Here is a 22,870-nt window from a genome sequence, read left to right on the forward strand (position 1 = left end):
TGTTTGTTGCGCCTTCTTATTTTGAAGAAAACAGCGTACAATTATGCTGGCAATTGCTGCACAAAAAACCGAGGTGATGATTCACCTCGGTTCTTCTTTATCCTGATGCTGCAGTGTATGAAACATCATTTCTTGTGCCGTACTTTGCAAGTGTGAAGTAAAGACAGAAAAAACGGTTGAACTGATAATGCCTTTGATCAAATGCCATTGGTGCTGTGTCAATTCAGAAAATTCTTCACGGAGCTTATCTGTCTGTTCCTCTGTGATTTCCCGTAAGTTTGTTTCTTTTAACGGAAAATGAGTATGATGATAAATAAAATCAAGGACATGCGCATATGCTTCATAAAAGCGCAGTGGACTAATAATATCATCAGTTCGATCCGTAATTGTGTTAAATAAGGCAGATAAGATGGTACGGATGGCATCAAAGTCAAAAACTGATTTTAAATCTCTAACAATTAATAAAATAACGACCTGATCAATTGAGTACTTCTTTCCAAGCTCAGGGTGGCCAATCATATCTTTAATATCACGTTTGATCCAGTTTTGAATCGCTGTCGATTTAAGAGAAGTCAGTTCGCATAGGTTTCCTAATTCTACAATTTCATTTGTGGAGAGTCCATGCTCTGATTTGTGTTTCCGACGTTCAAGCCTCTCAAAAAAAGAAGGGATTTTTAGCTCGTCATGTTCGTGATGTTTGTCTTTTTTTACAGATAAATTTAATAGCTGAAGCGGAGTCAGATCTCCCTCTCCTTTTAGAGAATAGAGAAGACTTGTCATGTCAATTCTCGTTAATTTAAAAGCACCCATTATTCCACCTCGTTTGTACGTCAAAAACGTCATAATTGATCTAATTCAACATCATAATCTCTTTTTGATGAAAATGCAAAATAAACTAAAATCCAGAAAGCGGCGTCACAAATTGTTCACTTTTCAGCTGTAGCAAATGTCGTAAATATTGAAGTGACGGGGCTTAAGCCGTTATGATAAACATAAGTAATGATTCCTTTTTCCTTGCAATTTGAGACGTTTATTTTTATAATTTTATTAATAAGTTCAAATGAACTTAATATGACAGCGGAGGTTATGTATGGGTAAAAGAATATTTCTGTTTATATTAACGAACATTCTTGTTATCACTACGATTGGTATTGTACTATCGGTTATTAGTGCAGCAACTGGTGTTGGTTCTTATATAGGAGCAGATGGTGGAATTAATTTTGTAGCATTGCTAGTATTCAGTGCAGTTGTTGGTTTTGTTGGCTCGTTCATGTCACTTGCAATGTCTCGCTGGATGGCAAAAATGATGATGGGTGTGCGCGTGTTAAACCCTGAAAAGGATTCATTAACATATGATGAGCAGCAGCTTGTTGACCGCGTGCACAGATTATCAAGAGCAGCAGGCCTTTCTAAAATGCCTGAGGTTGGTATTTATCAATCATCTGAAGTAAATGCTTTTGCGACAGGTCCTTCTAAGAGAAGATCACTTGTTGCGGTTTCCACTGGATTGCTTCATGAAATGGATGATGCAGCAGTTGAAGGTGTAATCGCTCACGAAGTTGCTCACGTTGCGAACGGTGATATGGTGACAATGACGCTGCTTCAAGGGATCGTCAACACGTTCGTTGTCTTCCTTTCAAGAATTGCGGCATGGATCGCAAGCCGCTTTGTTCCGCGTGAAGAGCTTGTGCCGATTGTTCATTTTATCGCAGTGATTGTTTTCCAAATCATTTTCTCTATCTTAGGAAGCCTTGTCGTGTTTGCATATTCTAGACACCGTGAATTCCATGCAGACCGCGGCGGAGCTGACCTTGCCGGTAAAGATAAAATGATTCATGCGCTTCGCTCACTTGAGGCGTATACGTCAAGAATCAAAGATGATGATCAAACAGCAGTTGCTACGCTTAAAATCAGTGGTAAACGAAAAGCTTCTCTTTTCTCAACACACCCTGATTTAAACGAAAGAATCAGAAGACTAGAAGCAAAATAAGAGAGACGAAAAGACATTCTGTTACAGGATGTCTTTTCTTTTTTGATGAAAAAGTAAATAAAGCATAAAATACCTTTAAAATCATGTCTCTTTTCATTAAAATGATAAGTATTGAAAAATGAAAGTTAAAAGAAGGAATGACAATGAACCCAATTAAAAAGCTAATTGACCGGCTATCGGCTTTCCAGCTGATTGCCCTTTATTATTTTCTCGCTGTGACCGTCTCATTTATTCTTCTAAGTTTGCCAGTCGCTCATCAAGATGGGGTGAAGTGGACATTTATCGATGCATTATTTACGGCAGTGAGTGCGGTAAGTGTCACAGGACTCACCGTTGTTGATACCTCCCAAACATTTAGTGTGGCAGGTATGTGGATCCTTGCGTTTGTCCTGCAAATCGGAGGTATCGGCATTATGACGCTCGGTACCTTTGTGTGGATTGTCATGCGAAAAAGGATCGGGATTAAAGAAAGAAAGCTCATCATGGCAGATCAAAACCAGAGCAATTTATCAGGAATTGTGAAATTAATGAAGCAGGTCTTATATTTAATTTTGCTCATTGAGTTTGTAGGCGGTCTGATTTTAAGCATGTATTTTCTCAAATATTACGATGTGCAGGCAGCATTCTTACATGGCTTCTTCTCAAGTATTAGTGCGACCACCAATGGGGGCTTCGATATTACAGGGAACTCGCTCATCCCTTACAAAGATGATTATTTTGTCCAATTTATTACGATGCTGCTGATCATCTTTGGAGCCATTGGCTTTCCTGTCCTCGTAGAAGTAAAGGATTACTTATTTAATCAGGACCGAAAGCACGCATCGTTCTCATTGTTTACAAAAATCACAACGATTACGTTTGGCAGCTTAGTCATTGTTGGCGCTATTGGGATTTATGCCCTTGAAGCCCGGTTTACGTTTTTAGGGAAGAGCTGGCACGAAGTTTTGTTTTATTCATTGTTCCAATCGACCGCCACAAGAAGTGGTGGACTTTCTACATTAGATATTACTCAATTGACAGAACCGACGCTGTTATTTTTATGTCTGCTCATGTTTATCGGGGCATCTCCAAGCTCGGTTGGGGGCGGAATTCGGACAACCACCTTTGCCCTTAATTTACTCGCACTGTTTCATTTTGCTCGGGGAAATAAGTCCATTAAAATCTTCAAAAGAGAGCTGCATCAAGCGGATATAAACAAATCTCTAATGGTGACGATGATGGCCTTTATATTGGTGTTTGGCGCTACATTCTTATTAACCTTATCCGAGCAAAATACGCTTCTTCAAAATTTATTTGAAGTCTGTTCTGCATTCGGAACAACAGGACTATCACTAGGGATTACCTCTGAGCTCTCTGTTTTCGGTAAGTGTATCATTATGATGGTCATGTTTATTGGACGGATCGGCATTCCAAGCTTCTTGTACTTAATTGGCCGAAGAGAAAGCGAAGCGAATTACCATTATCCGAAAGAGCGTGTCATCATCGGCTAAACAGCATTCCGAGCGAATGCTGTTTTTTTATTTCCATTATCTAACTGGCTAAATCACGCGAGATGTTCGCAATCTATAGGTAAGAGGTGAACGAGACGTGCTGGATGTAATATGGAAAGCAATTGTCATGCTGCTAGTTGGTACCTTGCTGCTGAGAATAGCAGGGCCTAAATCCATTAGTCAATTAACTGTTCAACAAACAGTGATCATGATTTCAATCGGATCGATTATTATCCAACCCTTTATTGAGCACAATTTACTTGAAACGATTTATGCCGCTGCTACATTTATCATTGCACTCGTCATCATGGAAAAATTGTCTATCCAATCTGATTTCTTTGAAAAATTGGTTTCAGGGAAATCTGTGGTCATTTTGCAGGATGGAGAAATGCTTGATCACAAGCTGAAGAAAACGAGGCTCACAAGGGATGAATTCAAAATGCGCTTAAAGCAGCAAGGCATCACAGACATCAGCTGTCTCAAAAAAGCCACCCTAGAAGCCAATGGACAAATTGGCTATGAGTTAAAGCCAGAAGAAAAGCCCGTGACGGTCAAACAAATGAAGGAACTCCTAGACCAATTAAGAGAAGAACTAAATATGTTAAAAAAGGACTGATTTCAGATGAAAAGAAAAGCAGCGAAAAATGAAGCACTGACAAATAATATGACACCGACAGAAAGCATGGCACATGATCAAGGACAAACCCAATTTGATGAACAATCAAGAGATCGTCAGGCAAACCGAAATTCTCACAAAGGGAAACAAGGGGGAGGATCTCGTGACTAAAAAGCATGTGAAGAGCAAGGACATGAAAGACCATAAGAGGCCAATGGACCCAGATATCTTAGAAGAGGAATTTGGCAGTGAGCTTGGAGATATCAACAGCAGCAAATGGATTGATACTCTTGTAAAACCTAAGAAAGATGCTGAATGTCACAATGGACACATGGATGAAAAATAGAAAAAACGATCCTCGCGGGATCGTTTTTTATTTGATATAACTGCCTTGCCTGCCGGTGATTGTACGCAAAAGATTGTTCATTTTGAGCTCAATCACTGGCTGTGCAACGTTTTTAACAAAGGTGCTAGACAGGGTAAAGGTTAACAGAATGGTCAGCAGCAATAACATCAGTACACTTGCTGCATTCAGGGCCCAGTCGTCAAACCAAGTCGTTCTAAGCAGCTTGATCACAAAGCCATGTAGTAAATACACATATAACGTTCTTGTGCCCCATTTTGTAAAGAAGAAACGGCGTGTTGGCACTAATGCAAAGAAGCTGAATGTAGCGCCAAATGCAAGCATGTACCATGCCATTCGTTTCATTGCCGCAATCAATCCCTCATCTCCAAGAGAAGCATATGACTGTGATCCAAATAAGAAGGAATAATCAAATTCATAGAAATAGCAAAATAAAAATACAGCCATTAATACAAGAAGTGCTGCCAGCTTTCCTTTGCTTGTACGGATGAATTCAAAATGCTGCTTTTTTAAATAGAAGCCAGCTAAAAACATCGGCAAAAACACAAACGTACGCGATAAGCTGAGCGTATTGCTGATGCTGTCCACGTAACCGACAAGTAACGCAATTGACAAACTGACGATCATCGCCCAGTGAAACGGAAGTTTAGAAAAAGGAATGAGCAGCAAATTCCAAAAAAATAAACTAATTAAAAACCATAAAGACCATTGCGGATCAATTGGATTTAAATTGGCCATGCTTTGATCCTGCAAGAGATAATAGTAAACTGAATAGATCACCTGAAAAATTAAATATGGGATGATCAGCTTAACGGCGACTTTTTTCATAAAACCTGGCTTTCTAAAGCCTTTTGCAAAGAAGCCGGAAACCAAGATAAAGGCGGGCATATGAAAAGTATAAATAAACTTGTATAAATAGAGCATCCAATCATTATCATGAATGAATGATCGTAACAAATGACCAAAAACAACTAGAAAAATCAGAAGAAATTTCGCATTATCAAAATAACTATCTCGTGAAGATGCCATAACATCACCTTTCCTGCTTGATTTCAAACATAAATGTCTCTGTGCACTGTTCCCGTATTTGCCCCATTTTAAAATACATTTTGGCTCATTTCGCTATTTGATGTGAAATTGTAGAACGGTTGTAAAAGAAGCGTAAGAAAAGAGAATCGCAGTTCGATCCTGTCATCCAAATGAAATAAATGAGACAGTCTTCGTGTAAAAAGTTATTTTTTTTTATGAGTCGAATGAAGGAACAATGAAAATATTGTAGAAATATTGTAGAGGAATGAGGCTGGAAAAGGAGTGTAAGAGAATGACTGAAACGCTCGATGGCGCAGAAGATATCAGAAAATTAGAAAAAGAGAACGAATATTTGCGAACAGAGTTGATGCAGCAAAAGAGGCTGTTAAATAAGACGTTAGATGCCATTTTCATATTTGATCAGCACCTCAATATTATCCAAGCCAACGAAGCGACATGCAGGCTTGTACAGACATCGAAAGAAGACCTCCTCAATAAATCCGTTCTAGATTTCCTATACGGCATCCCGAAAGACAAAATTGAATGCTCCCTTGATTTATTTTTTCGAAAAGGAAAGTTAAGAAGAGAAATCTCCATTCAGCTTGAAAACGGGGAAACAAAATACATTGAATTTGTCGCAGAGCATGACGTCGTGAATCAGCAATATATCGTGGTCATGCGAGATATTTCCTCAAAGAAAATACTAGAACGAGAACGCTCCATGAATGAGCAGCTGTTCAAAGATTTGTTTGACCGAGCCATTGACGGGATGGTCATTTTTGATCAGGATGGCTGCATGATCGACGCCAATCACTCTTTTTGTCAGAGCTTTGAGCTGCAAAAGACCGATTTAACCGATCGTTATTTAAATGAATTTGTCGAAGATGAAAATCTTCCAGCCTTGCAGCACCTTTTAACGTCACTTAAAGAAACAGGGAAAGCCAAGGGAGAGCTTCCCGTTACCCTTCAATCTGGCCAGCAAAAATTATTCGAGCTCACCATTACATCAAATGTCATGAGCGGTTTTTATATGTCCATCATGCGGGATATTACAGAAAAAAGGTTAATGGAAGAAAAGCTGTTAAAAAGTGAGGAACGCTTTAGAGAAATTTTCGAAAATGCAATGGATGCGATCATCATATGGGCAGATGATGGAGAGATTGTGAGAGCCAATGAATCAGCCTGCCGAATTTTTGAATTGCCTATGCACTCACTGATTGGCAAGAAACTCACAGACTTTCTCGTGAAATCTGATCAGAGATATAGGCCGACTAGAAGACGTTATATTCGGAATCATGAAATAAGGGAAGAGCTGTTGTTCAGAATGGCAAATGGTCAGTTTAAAGAGCTCGAGTTTACATCAAAGCATGCGGTATTAGAAGGACAGCACTTAACCATTTTACGTAATGTGAGTGATCGAAAAAGAATGGAAGAGGAGCTGCGCGAAAGTGAGCTCAAATTCCGTAAAGTATTTAATGGATCAATGGACGGCATTGTTCTTTTTGATAACCAGTACCGCATTATCGAAGTCAATCCATCCGCAAGCGAGCTGCTCGGATTGAAAGACGATCATTTAACGGAAATGAACCTTTTCCATATCCTTGCGCCTTATCAAATTGAACATTTGGCACAGCCTGCTCAGGCGATGTCGTTAGATGAAATGGACAATGAAGTTCCGTTTGTGCTGAACCATCCAGATCAGCGTATATTGGAATTCTCTTTTAAACGCAACATTATTCATAATATGAATTTGGCGATCTTTAGAGATGTGACAGAGCGGAAGGAATTAGAAGAGCGGGTGAGAAAATCAGATACCCTTCATGTGGTGGGAGAGCTTGCCGCTGGAATTGCGCATGAAATTAGAAACCCGATGACAGCATTAAAAGGCTTCATTCAGCTGTTAAAAGGGAATATAGAAGGGGAGTATTCGCTCTATTTCAATGTCATCACATCTGAGCTGAAAAGAATTGAATCCATCATCACCGAATTTTTGATTTTAGCGAAACCGCAAGCCATCGTATATGAAGAAAAAAATGTGGTGCAAATTATGAAAGACACGATGGATCTTTTGCACGCACAGGCGAACCTCGGCAACGTTCAAATGCATCTCAATGTGTTGGATGAGATTCCGCTCATTTATTGTGAACAAAACCAATTAAAACAGGTCTTTATTAACATTTTAAAAAATGCAATTGAAGTCATGCCGAGAAAAGGAAATGTCTATGTGAGCATTCAGCGGAAGGGCGAAGAGCATATTGTCATTTCACTGCGGGATGAAGGCTGCGGAATGGCAGAGGACAAGCTCAAGCGTCTAGGGGAACCATTTTATACGACAAAAGAAAGAGGAACTGGACTTGGCTTAATGGTTAGTTATAAAATTATTGAAGAGCATCAAGGAACGATTGAGGTAGAAAGTGAGGAAGGGGTAGGAACCGTCTTCCATCTCACGCTTCCACTGAGGCAGAAGAAACAAGAAGGAGAGCACTAACGTGTATTATACCGTCTATCACGCACCAATTGGGGCATTATACATACTAGAAAAAGACGATGCCATCATCGAGGTGATGTTTGATGATGAGCCATTTTTAGTAAAAAAGCAGAAAGCCGATCTAAAAGAAGAAGAAACGCCTGTATTACAAGAAGCGAAAAAGCAGCTAGATGAATATTTCAAGGGAGAGCGCCAAGTATTCGATCTCCCGCTCAAGCAAAAGGGATCTCCGTTTCAAGAGCAGGTGTGGGAAGCACTTTCGACTATTCCATATGGTGAATCAAAAAGCTATGCAGACATTGCAGAAGCGATTGGCAACCCAAAAGCTGTAAGAGCGATTGGACAAGCGAACAGACGCAATGCATTACCTATTTTTATTCCCTGTCACAGAGTGATTGGAAAAGACCGCTCTCTGACGGGCTATGCAGGAACAAAAACAGACATGAAAGCGGTCCTGCTAGAATTAGAAGGTATCCCATTTGTTCAAAAATAAATCGATTGACCTGTTCCAAATGTTTGTCAAGCGACATATCCTTTTATTAAGCTAAAAAAGTTGGTTGAGGGAAAAAGGAGGGCGCTAGGGAATGTTTTGGGGCAAAAAAAATAAAATGTATGCCGTCACATCACTATGTGTCAAAATGAACGTTTTGACAGAAGAACAGAAAAAAGAAATCTTAGCAAAAACGAGTGAAATAAAAAAGCGCGGTGCTCTTAAATAATAAGTACACGGCGCTTTTTTTATGATCAGAGTGAGATGTTTTCAGCGAACAGAGTATCAATCTCTTCTGTATAGTTCGATGTGATAATCCCTTTCTCTGTAATGATACCTGAAATGAGATGGTGAGGAGTGACATCAAAGGCGGGATTGAATACCTGAACATCAGGCGGTGCAATTTGGACGCCGTTTAATTCCTTTACTTCCAGCGGATCGCGCTCTTCAATTGGAATATCTGCCCCGTCTTGGGTTGATACATCAAAGGTGGAAAGCGGTGCAGCTATAAAAAACGGAATTTGAAAATGCTTAGCTAAAATGGCGAGACTTAACGTTCCAATCTTATTCGCCGTATCTCCATTACGGGCAATACGATCAGCTCCGACAATGACAGCAGAAATTTTCTTTTCTTTCATCGTATGGGCTGCCATGTTATCTGTGATGAGCGTCACATCTACGCCGCCTTGCATGAGTTCCCATGTTGTCAGCCTAGCCCCTTGAAGAACAGGGCGTGTTTCACAGGCATAAATGTGAAGATCGAGATTTTTCTTTTTGGCTAAATAAAATGGAGCAAGGGCTGTTCCGTACCGGCTTGTGGCGATGGAGCCTGCATTGCAAATGGTCATAATACGATCACCCGATTTAAAGAGCTGGAGTGCATTTTGACCGATTTGTCTGCATGTTTCTTCATCTTCAATTTGAATTTGAATGGCTTCATGGACAAGGTCTGTTTTGGCTGCATTGACCGAAGCTGCACGCTCAATGCGCTGCAATAATCGCTCTAAAGCCCAGGCTAAATTCACAGCGGTTGGACGAGCACTGTTTAAATATTCTTTTATCTGAATGACTTCTTGCTTAAAAACATCAATTTCTTCTGTCTCAATGTCTTGGGCACTGAGCGCCAGTCCAAAAGCTGCTGTAATGCCAATGGCAGGTGCTCCCCGCACTTTTAACGTGACAATGGCATCATACACGTCTTCTTTTGTATATAAATGCTCAAACTCAGTTTCGGCCGGTAATTTTTGCTGATTCAAAATGTTAATATGGTTTTCTTCCCATTCGACAGAACGGGGGACTTCAAATTCTTTAGACAAAACCCGTCACTCCTTTACAGATTGATGGAATAATGCGACGAGGTCAGACGCTGCTTCCACTGCATGATATTGTTTGATCATTGTTTTTCCGAGCGTTAGTGCTGCTTTTTTCTGCTGAATCCTTCTAGATGGTGATGGAATCGCATCGAGATCAGCGGCATGAGCAAGGCCGATTGTTCGGCGGACAAGCTCACAGCCCGCAAAGCCTGCCGCTTCTTTTAAAATACGGTCAAAGGTTGTTGCTAAAAAACTGTCAGATACACTAAATGCTTCAATGCTGTCTTCTTTCCAAGCTTTTGCGAACACTTCTTTGAATGTCGTCCATACATTGATGACATGGTCAAAAAGGTGCTGCTGATCGTGTTCATTCTCACGAGACAAAGCATTCAGGAACAGGTTAGCGATAAAGTGGCCAATATCGAATCCAAAGGGACCGTAAAAGGCGAATTCTGGATCAATGATTTTTGTTTCCGTCTCATTTGCAAAAATACTGCCTGTATGAAGATCTCCATGAACGAGTGTTTCAGCAGATGTCAGGAAAATACGCTTCAGTTCGGCTGCTTTGGCCTGCACTTCAAGATCTGCCCAAAGCGCTTCGGCAGCTTCTCTTAATTCTTCTTCGAAATCATTTGTGCCGCTATCAAAGAAAGGATCTGTGAAGACGAGTTTTTCAGTAATGTCACAAAGGTCCGGATTCGTAAATTGCTTCACAAATTGCTTTTTGATTTTAGGATTTGTGGCAAAGTCAGAAGTGTAAAAAAGTGTTTTTCCTAAAAATTCTCCTACATGATCGGATAAATGCGGATATTGTTTTCCGGCAATTAGCCCTTTTCTGACGATTTCCAGGTGTGATAGATCCTCCATTGCCGTCACAGCAAGAGCTGTATCTGAATAATAGACTGCAGGTACAAGGTGCGGCGTATATTCTGACTGCTTGATCAGGGCAGCACTTTCAATTCTCGCACGGTCTAATGTAAGCGGCCAGCTCTCTCCGACCACCTTGGCATAGGGCAGGGCCTGTTTGATGATCAATCCTTTTTCTTGTTTGTGATCAAAAATATGAAAGACGTAATTTAAATTCCCGTCACCGATTTCCGTACATGTCAAATGACTGCTTTCTTGGATCAAGCCAAGTCTAATTGCGAGTGCAACTGCCGAGCTTTCTGTTAATTCTTCATATGATGCCGTAAGTGTAACCAATTGCTATCCCTCCAAATCATATAAAAAAGCCTCTTTCTCCTGAGAGAAAGAGGCTTGATGGCGTGTATGCTCAAAGCCTCTCTTATCTCTCAGCACATACGTCTGATGGAATTAGCACCGTGCCCTATAAGACAATTGTCTTGGCGCTTACTTGCTGCGCCCCACTTCACAGTGGTATTAACGGTCGGTTGCTGTTGGGGTCAAAAGGCCAAATCCCTCGCCCAACTCTCGATAAGAGAAATCAATATGTAATTATTTCGTGTCTGTTTGCATTTCTTAATTCAAGATATTATCAGAGCTGCGCTTCACATGTCAATCTTTTTTCAAAATTGCTTTACAATTCATAAAACAATCCATTACAGTGTTTGTATTGTTACGTAACTTGAATAGAAGGTGAAGAAATGGAATTCCAGCAATCAGATGTATTGAAACAATTACCGAAACAATTTTTTGCGTCTCTTGTCCTAAAGGTGCAGAAAAAGGTGCAGGAAGGGGCAGATATCATTAATTTAGGGCAGGGAAATCCTGATCAGCCAACCCCTTCGCATATTGTAAAAGCCATGCAGGAAGCGGTATTAAAACCTGAAAATCATCAATACTCGTCATTCCGCGGAACAGCGAAATTAAAAAAGGCTGCCGCCGCCTTTTATGAAAGAGAATATGGTGTCACGCTTGATCCGATGAAGGAGATTGCGATTTTATTTGGCGGAAAAGCGGGACTTGTTGAGCTGCCGCAATGCCTGCTGAATCCTGGAGATACACTCCTTGTCCCAGACCCTGGTTACCCTGATTATTGGTCAGGTGCCGTGCTTGCTGGAGCTCAGATGGTGACGATGCCGCTTCTTGAACAAAATGATTTTTTACCTGACTATGATCGATTGCCTGAGAATGATAAGAAAAAAGCAAAGTTGATGTATTTAAATTATCCTAACAATCCGACAGGTGCCACGGCAAGTCGTGCATTTTTTGAAGAAACCGTTACGTTTGCGAAAGATCACAAACTCTGTGTTGTCCATGATTTTGCCTATGGCGGCATTGGGTTTGATGGGAAAAAGCCGATCAGCTTTTTGCAAACAGATGGAGCGAAAGAGACGGGTATTGAAATTTATACATTGTCTAAAACGTATAATATGGCCGGCTGGAGAGTAGGTTTTGCAGCAGGAAATCCGTCTGTTATTGAAGCGATTGAGCTTTATCAGGATCACTTGTTTGTTTCACTGTTTAAAGCAACTCAAGATGCAGCAGCGGAAGCCCTATTAAGCGACCAAACGTGCGTACAGGTGCAAAATGATCGATATGAAAATAGGCGAAATGTGTGGATCGCTGCATGCAAGGAGATTGGCTGGGAGGTCACAGCACCAAAGGGGTCATTTTTTGCTTGGCTAAAGGTGCCAGAAGGATATACATCTGAATCTTTTTCTGACGTATTATTAGAGAAAGCACATGTTGTTGTGGCTCCGGGGAATGGGTTTGGTACTCACGGTGAAGGGTATGTGAGAGTTGGGCTTTTAACAAGTGAGGAGCGGTTACAAGAAGCCGCTCGGCGTATCGCTGCCTTGAATCTGTTTGAAAATAAGCCATTGACAACATAAAAAAATGGTGCGATAATTCAGACAATATTTAAGAAAATTGAATATTCTTATCAAGAGTAGGCAGAGGGACTAGCCCAATGAAGCCCGGCAACCGACTTCCATGAAGCACGGTGCTAATTCTTGCAGCAAGCGCTGAGAGATAAGATTCGGATGAATGACACGAAACAACCTCTTTAAGGCGCTGACAAAGCACTTGAAGAGGTTTTTTATTGACCATATGCATGACGAAATTGAAAGGGGATTCCTAGTGAGTGAATTACTGGCAACATACGTATTAACACATCGAGAGGATGAACAAGTGAACCGAAAAGCGGAGCAGATCGCACTTGGTTTAACAGTGGGATCATGGACAGATTTGCCGCAGCTCAAAAAGGAGCAGCTTCAAAAACATAAAGGGCGGGTAGAAAAAGTATCAGAAAAGGTTGCTTCAGCCGAAAATGGCGTATATCAATCTGAGATGACCATTGCTTATCCTGAGGCTAACTTTTCAGCTGATATACCGGCCGTTTTGACGACGATCTTTGGAAAGCTTTCACTTGATGGAAAAGTGAAGCTAGTCGACATACAATTCTCGGATAGATTTAAAAGAAGCCTGCCAGGACCGGTATTTGGAATTGATGGCATACGCAAAAAATTAGGCGTGTTTGATCGTCCGTTGTTGATGAGTATTTTTAAAGGTGTCATTGGCCGTGATATGGCGGATTTAAAAGAGCAGCTCCGTTTACAAGCATTAGGCGGCGTTGACTTTATCAAAGACGATGAAATTTTATTTGAGAGCCCGCTAGCCCCTTTTGAAGAACGAATCAAAGAAGGAAAAAAGATATTAAAAGAAACATATGAAGAGACAGGGCACCGAACGTTATATGCCGTTAATTTAACAGGCAGAACCTTTGAACTGAAGGATCGAGCAAGAAAGGCAGCTGAACTCGGAGCGGATGCACTCTTATTCAATGTCTTTGCCTACGGACTAGATGTCATGCAAAGCTTAGCTGAGGATCCAGATATTCCATTGCCTATTATGGCCCATCCCGCAGTAAGCGGCGCTTTGACATCATCGCCTGAATATGGATTTTCGCATTCTCTTCTTTTAGGTAAATTAAATCGATATGCTGGCGCTGATTTGAGTCTTTTTCCCTCACCTTATGGGTCGGTTGCACTTCCGAAAAAAGATGCCTTTGGAATCTATGAAGCTTGTGTAAAAGAGGATTTGGTTCAAAAAACGTTCCCAGTCCCGTCAGCAGGCATTCATCCTGGAATGGTTCCAGTATTGATTAAAGATTTTGGACTCGATCATGTGATTAATGCTGGTGGAGGAATTCACGGACATCCGCGTGGAGCCATCGGTGGAGGGAAAGCATTTCGATCGATCATTGATGCGGTGATACATGGAGAGTCGATCCAAGAGAAGGCAGCTTCTTGCCAAGACTTAAAAGCAGCACTTGAACTATGGGGAAGGGTAGCAGAATAAATGAAAAAACCAATTGTATGTTGTGATTTTGATGGAACAATTACAAAAAATGATAATATCATTCGCATCATGAAACACTTTGCACCAAGTGAATGGACGAAGCTGAAGGATGATGTTCTCACAAAGGAGATCACCATTCAAGAAGGCGTCGGGCAGATGTTTCAATTACTGACGAGTGATCAAAAAGAAGCTATTCAGTCGTTTATTTTAGAAGATACAGAGATTCGAGAAGGATTCAGGCAATTTGTTGATTATGTGAAAAAGGCTGATATTCCTTTCTATGTGCTAAGCGGCGGGATGGACTTTTTTGTCTATCCCATACTCGAGGGCATTGTGGGCAGAGACAATATTTATTGCAATCATGCCTCATTTGGGGAAGATCATATTCAGATTGAATGGCCGCATGTCTGCGATTCGCAATGTCAAAATGGCTGCGGATGCTGCAAGCCGTCAATCATTCGAGAGCTGACCCATGAGAAGGACTTCATCATCATGATCGGAGATTCAGTCACCGATGTGGAGGCGGCAAAGCATGCGGATCTCACATTTGCGCGCGACTACTTGCTGAATGAATGTAAGGAGCTTGGGCTTGTATATAAAGAGTATGAAACATTTATTGATCTTAAAGCGCAATTTGAACAAATAAAGGAAGTGAAGGAATGGCAGACGCAAAGAGCAAGCGCTGGCAGGAGCTAGCAGACGTCAAACGTGAACTGGCACAAAGAGACTGGTTTTACGGAACAAGCGGCAATTTATCGATCAAGGTGTCGGATGATCCAATCACGTTTTTGGTGACGGCAAGCGGTAAAGATAAACGAAAAGAAACGGATGAAGATTTTGTTTTAGTGAACGCAGCAGGCAAGCCTGATGATCCGAACGAACAGCTTAGACCTTCAGCCGAAACACTGCTTCACACATACGTGTATGAGCGGACGAAAGCAGGTTGCTGCCTCCATGTCCATACAATCGATAATAATGTGATGTCTGAGCTGTATGGGGGTAAGGGCGAGGTTCGTTTGAAAGGAAACGAAATCATCAAGGCGCTTGGTTACTGGGAAGAGGATGCAGAAGTGTCGATACCGATTATTGAAAATCCAGCCCATATTCCGCATCTTGCAGCACAATTTGCAAAGCATCTCACTGAAGAGTCAGAATCAGGTGCGGTGCTCATTCGAAATCACGGCATCACTGTCTGGGGAAAAACAGCCTTTGAAGCAAAACGAGTATTAGAGGCGTATGAATTTTTATTTAGCTACCACTTAAAATTAACGCTTTATCAAAAGCAGCTTGTCAGATAAAAAGGAGGAAAAGCACATGGCGACGATTTTGATTCATAACGAAGAGAACACATTACTTGAAAACGAGCAAGAGGTAGCAGCATATTTAGAAAAGCAGGGGGTCATTTATGAACATTGGGATATTGCAAAGCTGCCAAACCGGTTATCAGAAAAGTATGATTTAACAGATGAGGAAAAGGAAGAGATTTTGACTGTTTTTCAAAAGGAAATCCAGCGTATATCTGAAAAACGAGGGTACAAAGCGCAGGATGTGATTTCATTATCTGACGCCACACCAAATCTAGATGAGCTGCTCCAAAATTTTAAGCGTGAGCATCATCATACAGATGACGAAGTACGTTTTATTGTAAGCGGGCATGGAATCTTTGCCATTCAGGGTAAGGATGGCGTCTTTTTTGATGTGAGACTGAATCCAGGCGATTTAATTTCTGTCCCGCCACATATTCGTCACTACTTTACACTTCAAGAGGATCGCAAAGTGGTCGCAGTTCGCATATTTGTCACAACTGAGGGCTGGGTGCCAATTTACGAGGAAGAAACGGTTTAATGACAGGAGCTGATCATTCCGCATGAGGCGGATGATCAGCTTTTTTTTAGGAAAATAGGCATAAAATGAGAAAGAAAATAGTTGATTTTGATCTTCTGCATAGGATAAAATTCTGTTTAATCCATGTGTCAGTCCTGTCCAAATTTGAAGTTTACCCCCAAATTAGATTGGGTAAGAGGTCTTTAGGCTGTAAAAAATTAAATAAAATAAGCATATTTAATTTAATTTACAAATAAAGTATAATTTTGGTGTCGGATCATTTTGAGCATAGACAGTCGAATTCATTGCGGGAGCTGAGATCATGAATATTTATGTAAGGAAAGAACAATTGCTGATGTCCATTGATGAGAAGAGAAAACAGATGGTAGAAGCTGCTCAAGCGGAAGGCTACACTGGTGAGACGACAATTAAATATAGTCAAGAACTAGACAACCTGATGAATGAGTATCAGTATCTCCTTTTTCATGAGAAACAATCTGCCCCCTCCTTTCATGATCTTGTATCTCAAATGAGTCTTCTATCTGTGAACCGCCCTTCTTATTGACATGAAAAACCGGTCTTGCCTAAGCAAAACCGGCTGAATGTTTCAACTATGCTGAGTGAGCAGAAGGAAGCATGATCATGACGGTTGTTCCTTTATTCACTTCGCTTTGAATATCAATTGTCCCGCCATACATCGAAATAATTCGTTTACACACGACAAGCCCAAGACCTGTACCTTTTTCCTTCGACGTAATAAAAGGAAGGAAGATATGCTTTAACATTTCTTCTGGTATGCCTTCACCCGTATCTTTCACTTTAATGATGACATGTTCTGTTTCAGCCTCAATCAAAATCTTCAAATGACCGCCATTTGGCATCGCTTCTAACGAGTTCTTCGCTACATTTAATACGACTTGTTTAATGTGATCCTTTGTGCAATATACCCCAACATCTTGAATCGTATTAATTTGCAAATCAACCTCAACATTATAAAGGTTCGCCTCAGAGAAAACGATCGGCATGATCTCACTTACAATTTCTTTTACAGAGTTATTCTGCCATTTTTCTGCTGTTGGTTTCCCTAATACAAGAAACTCACTGACGATTTGGTTGATTCGTTTAATTTCTTCTTCAATGACAGAAAAATAGAGCTGATCTTCTTCTGAATGATACTTCTTTTGCAAAAGCTGTATAAATCCGCTGATCCCTGTTAATGGGTTGCGAATTTCGTGTGCCGTACTTGCTGCGAGGGTTCCGATTAATTCAAGCTTTTGCGCTTCATTTTGGTGACGCTCCTGCTGGGTTTGACGCCTTAAAATGATATATTGAACAAGTGTGAATAAAATATTTAATAAAATAAAAGCACTGGATAAAGGGATCAGCATAACAGACAGCACTTCACCTGTAGACGCGCGCTGCGGAAAGACCTCCAGCTTCCAGCTGTTTTCATCTAAATATGTAGACACGGTGCTGCCATTTTCTGATGCTGGCTGCGGACCACTTGTAAACACCACATGTCCATTTTGATTCAGCATCTTAAAATGAAGATCAGGGTTCAATACATTCATAATATTTCTTAAATAATCAATTTGAATGGCGGCGACTAGCACATTGGTGACTTCTTCATTTTCATCTAGCACAGGCACGCAAATGGAGAGAATCCGCTGTTTTGTAATTCGGCTCACATAGTTATCTGTGATCACCGTCTGCTTGGTCACTTGAATGCGCTTAAAGTAATCTCTAAATGACAGGTTGATTTTTTCCTTTAACGGTGTGGTGCTTACTGATACATTTCCTTTTTTGTCTAGGAGATACAGACCTGAAAAACGAGGTTCTTGTTTATAGATTTTCTCTAGGATGTTTTGTACTTTTTTCGTCTCAAGAGGCTGGTCAAATCCCATGGCAAGTGAAGTTAATCTCGCTTCTGTTTCACTAATTAAATAATTCATTTGGTTTTTGTGAATATTTAACATAAGTGTAGCAGTTTGTTTGTTTTTTAAGTCGATTTTTTCCGTTTCTTTTTCGTAGATAAAATAACTAATGATTAGGGTTGGAATCATGACCAAAATAAGGTACAGCCTGATCTTCTTCCAAAACCCTTTCAGTATACTCATCATTCATCGCTCCAACGTATTACCTAATAGACTTATTATAGCATTGAACCTATCTTTATTACGATGACTTGTGTGATTTTTAAAAAATTAGGTGATTCGTTCTGGTCTCATTTTCATGCTAAAGATGGATCAAGATGTTGACATTTTACTTATTGTTTATTAATGTCACATTAGTGGGTTGCATTTCATAAAGGATGATAAAAAAATGGAAAATCATAATGTTGAGAAATCTTTGAAATTATTTATTGTATTATCACGTGCCTATCGCTCAATTAATCATCACATGAACAAACATATTGTGAAGCACGGGCTGAATCCGACTGAATTTGCAGTATTAGAATTACTGTATCATAAAGGGGATCAGCCTCTTCAGCAAATCGGTGATAAGATTTTACTTGCAAGCGGCAGCATCACGTATGTGGTCGATAAATTGGAGAAGAAAGAACTCCTCAGTCGTAGGGCCTGTGCAGAAGACCGCAGGGTGACATTTGCGCATATTACCAAGCAGGGACGAGCTTTGCTTGATGATATCTTCCCAGATCATGCGAAAGAAATTCATGAGATGATCAGTGTCCTTAGCGAAGAAGAGAAGGATGCCTGCATTGATATGCTCAAACATGTGGGACTGCGTGCAAAGCATTTATATGATCATACAGAATAAATAGAAAAGGAAGCCGAGGGCTTCCTTTTTTATTTCGCTTTTTTCTCAATCGGTAAAATGAGTACTTCTACGCGTCGGTTTTTACTTCTGCCTTCTGCTGTATCGTTTGAAGCAACCGGCTTGAATTCACCGAAACCTTTTGTACTAAAGTTCTCTTGGTCTAAATTGCTGTTCTCAAGAAGAATACTCAAAAAGTTTACAGCACGAATGGCACTTAAATACCAGTTGGATTCAAATTCTGAATTTCTGATCGGTACATTATCAGTATGTCCGCTAATGACGATGTCACGAGCGGGGTTTATGACAAGTAGTTTTGAGATTTCCTTTGCTAACGGGACATCTTGAGGGCGAATAACCGCCCGGCCAGAATCAAAGAAGATACTGTCTTCTATCGTAATGAGCAAACCTTCGTCCGTGAGCTTTGTTTCGAGCTTAGCTCCAAGTTTCTTATTGGCAATGAAGGAGTCCACTTGCTTTTTGACCTTTGTGAGAACGGCATGGTCTCGAGCTTTCGCTTTGGCTTCTTCATCTTCTTCGGCTGCTTTCTTGGTCTGGTTGCTATTTTCAGTTTCTTCAGTGCTTTGCATGCTGGTTTGATCCATGACACCAGTACCACCCGTAAAGACGACATTAAAAGACTTTGCCATCTGTTCGTATTTTGCCGCATCAATCGAACTAGATGCAAATAGCACAATGAAGAGAGCGAGTAGAAGCGTCAGAAGATCGGCATAAGGGATCAGCCAAGATTCATCTACATGGTCATCGTGATCATGTTTTTTACGTTTCCTAGCCATTTTGTTTTTCTCCTTCTTCAATGACAAGATTTGCACGTTCTTTCGCTGGTAAGTACATGAGAAGTTTTTGTTCAATCACTTTTGGAGATTGACCTTCAAGAACAGAAAGGATCCCTTCGATCATAATCAGACGAAGCTTTACTTCTTCCTTTGATTTACGCTTCAGCTTGTTGGCAAATGGATGCCATAACACATACCCGGTAAAAATCCCAAGCAGTGTGGCAACGAAGGCTGCACTGATTGCATGTCCTAGTGCTTCAATATCTCCCATGTTTGCAAGTGCGGCAATAAGTCCGACAACGGCGCCAAGTACACCAAGCGTCGGAGCGTATGTACCTGCTTGTGTAAAGATTAATGCGCCTGACTGATGTCTTTCAGACATGGCGTCAACCTCTTCTGTTAAGACGTCGCGAATAAATTCTGCACTCTGACCGTCAACCGCCATGCTTAAGCCGTTCTTAAGGAAATCGTCATCTACTTCCTCAATGCTAGCTTCTAATGCCAAAAGACCTTCACGACGCGCAATTTGTGCCCAGTTTGAAAAAAGAGGGATCATTTCTTGAATCGTTGGAAGCTGGTTGTCTTTGAAAATTTTGCCGAACAATTTTGGTGTTTTCTTAATTTCACTAGATGGGAATGCGATGACAACAGCTGCAATCGTCCCAACAACAATGATCAATATAGCCGCTGGGTTGATAAGAGCGGTTAGACTCACACCTTTCAAAACCATACCGACACTCAGTGCAATAAATGCTAAAATAATACCAATTAACGATGTTTTGTCCATTATCTCACCAAATCCTTTAACTATCTTTTTCTATAGTTAATATCGGTGTCTTCTAGAAGGGTTTTAGTCAGAATATAAAATTAAGGCAGTTTCTGTGAAGAAATTTTGACGAAAGCGCTTTCTATTACCTTAAAAAAGAAACTCCCTCTGATATAAAGGGAGTTTCTTTTTAATTTCTTTGAGCAGTTTCATTTAAAAGCAGCTCTTTTAATTTTTCTTCATACATAATTTTGACAAGATCATAGCTCCAATTCATCATGTGATCCACCTCTTTTTCTTTTATCGTAAAGGAAAAGAGGCGGAGGGGGCGTCGGCGTGCGGATGGAACTTAGACACCGCAACATGATGGAGCTGTAGATCCTTCTTAGGATGTACTTATCCTTTTTTTACTACAATTTCGTTATCTTCAACATCTACAGTAAATCCTGAAAGCTTTTCTTCTTCAAGCAATATTTCCGTCATTTGATCTTCAACATGCTCTTGAATGGTTCTTCGCAGTGGACGAGCACCAAATGCAGGGTGATATCCAAGTTCTGCAATTTTTTCTTTCGCTTCTTTTGACACATGGACTGTTAAATGTTGCTCTTTTAATTGCTCTGACAGCTCATTGAGCAGAAGATCCACAATCTTCACTAAATCATCTCTATCTAATGAGTCAAACTGAATGATGCTGTCAAAACGGTTCAAGAATTCTGGCTTGAAATAGGCGCTGAGTGAATCAATGAGTGATTGTTCCTCAATCGCTTCTTCCTGATCAGACTGGAAGCCGACTTTGACCGTTTTATCTGTGCTGCCTGCGTTACTTGTCATGATGATGACTGTATCTTTAAAGCTGACGGTTCTGCCTTGGCTGTCTGTTAACCGGCCATCTTCCATGATTTGAAGGAACATATGCTGCACATCAGGATGTGCTTTTTCGATTTCATCCAGCAAAATGATGCTGTATGGTTTTCTGCGCACTTTTTCCGTCAGCTGACCCGCTTCATCATGTCCAACATAACCAGGAGGAGAACCAATGAGCTTGGATACTGAGTGTTTCTCCATGTACTCACTCATATCTAAACGGATGATCGCATCTCTTGAACCGAATAATTCTTCAGCTAGCGTTTTTGACAATTCGGTTTTCCCGACACCTGTTGGTCCAACGAATAGGAAGGAGCCTGTTGGTCTATGTTTCGATTTTAAGCCGGCTCTGCTTCTTTTCACAGCTTTCGCCACTTTTTCAACCGCATGTTCCTGACCAATCACCCGTGCTTTTAAGCGGACGTCCATTTCTTTCATTTTGGTTTGTTCGTCTGCTTGCAGTTTGCCGACAGGGATGCCTGTTTTTTGTTCCACAATGGCTTGAATGGCTTCTGCTGTGACGACATGTTCTTTGTCATTTGTTTTGTTTTGAAGTCTTGCTTCAATGGCTTCTTCTTCATCTCGAAGCTTCGCTGCTTTTTCGTATTGTTCTTCTTTTAAAGCAGCTTGTTTTTCAGCAGCAATTTCTCTCAGACGATTCGTTAGTTCATCTTCACTTGCTGCATCAATGGAGAGGTTCGCTTTTGAACCTGCTTCATCCATTAAATCAATGGCTTTATCCGGCAAATGACGGTCTTGAATATACCGGGAAGATAATTGAACACACGCTTGAATAGCTTCGTCTGAATAAGTGACGCCATGATAACTTTCGTACTTATCTTGAATGCCTTTTAAAATCTCGACCGCTTCATCTTGTGTTGGCTCATCCACAATGACGGGCTGGAAGCGTCGTTCAAGTGCGGCATCTTTTTCAATTTGACGATATTCTTTTAATGTCGTCGCACCTACTAGCTGGAGCTCGCCTCGTGCAAGGGCTGGTTTTAAGATGTTTCCAGCATCCATTGACCCTTCGGCAGATCCTGCGCCTACAAGAAGATGGATTTCATCTACAAATAAGATAATATTTTTACGGCTTTGCAATTCTTTGATTAACTGCTTCATTCTTTCCTCAAATTGACCACGTATCCCTGTATTCGCTACAAGGGAGGAGACATCTAATAAATAGATTTGTTTGTTCTTTAATTTATTTGGTACATCGCCACTTGCAATTTTCAGTGCGAGTCCTTCAGCGATCGCTGTTTTCCCAACACCTGGTTCACCAATCAGAACAGGGTTATTTTTATTTCTTCTATTTAAAATTTCAATGACTCTTGCGACTTCTTCATCACGGCCGATGACTGGATCAATTAAACCAGCATTTGCGCCATCTGTTAAATTCCGGCCAAGTTCATCGAGTAAGCCTTTTTGCTTTGGCTGCTCTACGCTTTGTGCATGTCCTGCTTGCTCAGAGAAGAATGAGCTTCCCCCGAACAATTGAGGTCCCATTTTCATTTTTGATTGCTCCATCAAAGAGGTGTAGCAGTCTTCACATAAAACCATTTGGCTCCGGGACGAATTCACTTGCATATTCAGGCGAATAGTTGCTTCATTTACTTGACAATGTTGACAACGCATTTGCCATAACCTCCTTAAAATAAAGTTTGACTTTATTTGACCAATGAATGTTAAAGAAAATGGTCTGTTGTTTGACCATCTTTGACTATAGTATACTCTGACCTATTTTGACTTTCAACTGTTTTGCTCAAAGGCAGTTGAAAATCCTTTTTTGCATTTAATCATG

General features: G+C 40.7%; 23 protein-coding genes and 2 riboswitches. Of the genes, 15 read left to right on the forward strand and 8 right to left on the reverse strand.

Annotated features, from left to right (window positions below; translation table 11 throughout):
- Positions 1-81: 81 nt before the first annotated feature.
- A complete protein-coding gene (locus tag C6344_RS02065) occupies positions 82-810 on the reverse strand; it encodes a DUF1836 domain-containing protein (protein WP_060596106.1) in 729 nt (242 codons plus the stop codon).
- Between the two features lie 280 nt (positions 811-1,090).
- Here C6344_RS02065 and htpX point away from each other — a divergent pair, with 280 nt between their 5' ends.
- The 5 genes from htpX (at position 1,091) to C6344_RS02085 (ending at position 4,442) form a co-directional block, all read left to right on the forward strand.
- Positions 1,091-1,990, forward strand: coding sequence for a protease HtpX (htpX, locus tag C6344_RS02070; RefSeq protein ID WP_034662931.1), 900 nt, complete (start codon positions 1,091-1,093; stop codon positions 1,988-1,990).
- A 143-nt stretch (positions 1,991-2,133) separates the two neighbouring features.
- A complete protein-coding gene (locus C6344_RS02075) occupies positions 2,134-3,480 on the forward strand; it encodes a TrkH family potassium uptake protein (RefSeq protein WP_081311421.1) in 1,347 nt (448 codons plus the stop codon).
- A gap of 97 nt (positions 3,481-3,577) precedes the next feature.
- Entirely contained in the window at positions 3,578-4,096 is a 519-nt protein-coding gene (locus C6344_RS02080) for a DUF421 domain-containing protein (RefSeq protein WP_034662926.1), read from the forward strand.
- 6 nt (positions 4,097-4,102) lie between these two features.
- The gene (locus C6344_RS18785) at positions 4,103-4,267 is read left to right on the forward strand and encodes a hypothetical protein (RefSeq protein WP_012009727.1); all 165 of its coding nucleotides are present in this window, start codon (positions 4,103-4,105) and stop codon (positions 4,265-4,267) included.
- On the forward strand, positions 4,260-4,442 hold the full coding sequence (locus C6344_RS02085; protein ID WP_034662925.1) for a hypothetical protein: 183 nt from the start codon (positions 4,260-4,262) through the stop codon (positions 4,440-4,442). Before C6344_RS18785 ends, C6344_RS02085 begins: the two co-directional genes overlap by 8 nt.
- Before the next feature lie 27 nt (positions 4,443-4,469).
- On the opposite strand, the gene C6344_RS02090 is transcribed toward C6344_RS02085, so the two are convergent.
- Positions 4,470-5,489: an acyltransferase family protein gene (locus C6344_RS02090; RefSeq protein WP_106036736.1), complete on the reverse strand. Its 1,020-nt coding sequence runs from the start codon at positions 5,487-5,489 to the stop codon at positions 4,470-4,472.
- 292 nt (positions 5,490-5,781) lie between these two features.
- Here C6344_RS02090 and C6344_RS02095 point away from each other — a divergent pair, with 292 nt between their 5' ends.
- From C6344_RS02095 to C6344_RS19085, 3 genes are all read left to right on the forward strand, one after another.
- Positions 5,782-7,977: a PAS domain-containing sensor histidine kinase gene (locus tag C6344_RS02095; RefSeq protein WP_060596110.1), complete on the forward strand. Its 2,196-nt coding sequence runs from the start codon at positions 5,782-5,784 to the stop codon at positions 7,975-7,977.
- Between the two features lies 1 nt (position 7,978).
- A complete protein-coding gene (locus C6344_RS02100) occupies positions 7,979-8,470 on the forward strand; it encodes a methylated-DNA--[protein]-cysteine S-methyltransferase (RefSeq protein WP_066030983.1) in 492 nt (163 codons plus the stop codon).
- 91 nt (positions 8,471-8,561) lie between these two features.
- A complete protein-coding gene (locus tag C6344_RS19085) occupies positions 8,562-8,696 on the forward strand; it encodes a hypothetical protein (protein WP_258182057.1) in 135 nt (44 codons plus the stop codon).
- 25 nt (positions 8,697-8,721) lie between these two features.
- On the opposite strand, the gene mtnA is transcribed toward C6344_RS19085, so the two are convergent.
- Both mtnA and mtnK read right to left on the reverse strand, forming a co-directional pair.
- Positions 8,722-9,783 carry an S-methyl-5-thioribose-1-phosphate isomerase gene (gene mtnA, locus C6344_RS02105; protein ID WP_060596112.1) on the reverse strand — a complete coding sequence of 354 codons (1,062 nt, stop codon included), beginning with the start codon at positions 9,781-9,783 and terminating at the stop codon, positions 8,722-8,724.
- A gap of 6 nt (positions 9,784-9,789) precedes the next feature.
- Complete coding sequence (gene mtnK / locus C6344_RS02110; protein WP_060596113.1) at positions 9,790-10,983, reverse strand: S-methyl-5-thioribose kinase; 1,194 nt, start codon at positions 10,981-10,983, stop codon at positions 9,790-9,792.
- A 79-nt stretch (positions 10,984-11,062) separates the two neighbouring features.
- Positions 11,063-11,221, reverse strand: a riboswitch (SAM riboswitch).
- A gap of 163 nt (positions 11,222-11,384) precedes the next feature.
- On the opposite strand from mtnK, the gene C6344_RS02115 reads away from it, so the two are divergent.
- The 6 genes from C6344_RS02115 to C6344_RS02140 all read left to right on the forward strand — a co-directional run bounded on the left by C6344_RS02115 (position 11,385) and on the right by C6344_RS02140 (position 16,432).
- Positions 11,385-12,575, forward strand: a complete 1,191-nt coding sequence (locus tag C6344_RS02115) for a pyridoxal phosphate-dependent aminotransferase (RefSeq protein WP_106030761.1) — start codon at positions 11,385-11,387, stop codon at positions 12,573-12,575.
- Between the two features lie 44 nt (positions 12,576-12,619).
- Positions 12,620-12,721: riboswitch (SAM riboswitch) on the forward strand.
- A 71-nt stretch (positions 12,722-12,792) separates the two neighbouring features.
- The gene (mtnW, locus tag C6344_RS02120) at positions 12,793-14,043 is read left to right on the forward strand and encodes a 2,3-diketo-5-methylthiopentyl-1-phosphate enolase (RefSeq protein ID WP_189313020.1); all 1,251 of its coding nucleotides are present in this window, start codon (positions 12,793-12,795) and stop codon (positions 14,041-14,043) included.
- Entirely contained in the window at positions 14,044-14,739 is a 696-nt protein-coding gene (locus tag C6344_RS02125; protein ID WP_060596116.1) for a 2-hydroxy-3-keto-5-methylthiopentenyl-1-phosphate phosphatase, read from the forward strand.
- A complete protein-coding gene (locus C6344_RS02130) occupies positions 14,703-15,341 on the forward strand; it encodes a methylthioribulose 1-phosphate dehydratase (protein WP_060596117.1) in 639 nt (212 codons plus the stop codon). Before C6344_RS02125 ends, C6344_RS02130 begins: the two co-directional genes overlap by 37 nt.
- A gap of 16 nt (positions 15,342-15,357) precedes the next feature.
- Positions 15,358-15,888: a 1,2-dihydroxy-3-keto-5-methylthiopentene dioxygenase gene (locus C6344_RS02135; RefSeq protein WP_060596118.1), complete on the forward strand. Its 531-nt coding sequence runs from the start codon at positions 15,358-15,360 to the stop codon at positions 15,886-15,888.
- 301 nt (positions 15,889-16,189) lie between these two features.
- Positions 16,190-16,432: an aspartyl-phosphate phosphatase Spo0E family protein gene (locus C6344_RS02140; protein WP_034662891.1), complete on the forward strand. Its 243-nt coding sequence runs from the start codon at positions 16,190-16,192 to the stop codon at positions 16,430-16,432.
- A 46-nt stretch (positions 16,433-16,478) separates the two neighbouring features.
- On the opposite strand, the gene kinD is transcribed toward C6344_RS02140, so the two are convergent.
- The gene (kinD, locus tag C6344_RS02145; protein ID WP_066030978.1) at positions 16,479-17,984 is read right to left on the reverse strand and encodes a sporulation kinase KinD; all 1,506 of its coding nucleotides are present in this window, start codon (positions 17,982-17,984) and stop codon (positions 16,479-16,481) included.
- Between the two features lie 205 nt (positions 17,985-18,189).
- Here kinD and mhqR point away from each other — a divergent pair, with 205 nt between their 5' ends.
- Positions 18,190-18,645, forward strand: coding sequence for a MarR family transcriptional regulator MhqR (mhqR, locus tag C6344_RS02150; protein ID WP_034662884.1), 456 nt, complete (start codon positions 18,190-18,192; stop codon positions 18,643-18,645).
- A gap of 29 nt (positions 18,646-18,674) precedes the next feature.
- Here the strand turns inward: mhqR and motB are convergent, their stop codons facing one another.
- The 3 genes from motB to C6344_RS02165 form a co-directional block, all read right to left on the reverse strand.
- On the reverse strand, positions 18,675-19,439 hold the full coding sequence (motB, locus tag C6344_RS02155; protein WP_060596120.1) for a flagellar motor protein MotB: 765 nt from the start codon (positions 19,437-19,439) through the stop codon (positions 18,675-18,677).
- Complete coding sequence (motA, locus tag C6344_RS02160) at positions 19,432-20,226, reverse strand: flagellar motor stator protein MotA (protein WP_034662877.1); 795 nt, start codon at positions 20,224-20,226, stop codon at positions 19,432-19,434. The genes motB and motA overlap by 8 nt, the downstream gene beginning before the upstream one ends.
- Positions 20,227-20,601: 375 nt before the next feature.
- Positions 20,602-22,704 (reverse strand): ATP-dependent Clp protease ATP-binding subunit, encoded by a 2,103-nt coding sequence (locus tag C6344_RS02165; RefSeq protein WP_106047718.1) that lies wholly within the window; start codon positions 22,702-22,704, stop codon positions 20,602-20,604.
- Between the last annotated feature and the right edge of the window lie 166 nt (positions 22,705-22,870).

Source organism: Bacillus sp. GBSW19 (assembly GCF_002998655.1).
Taxonomy (GTDB): domain Bacteria; phylum Bacillota; class Bacilli; order Bacillales; family Bacillaceae; genus Bacillus.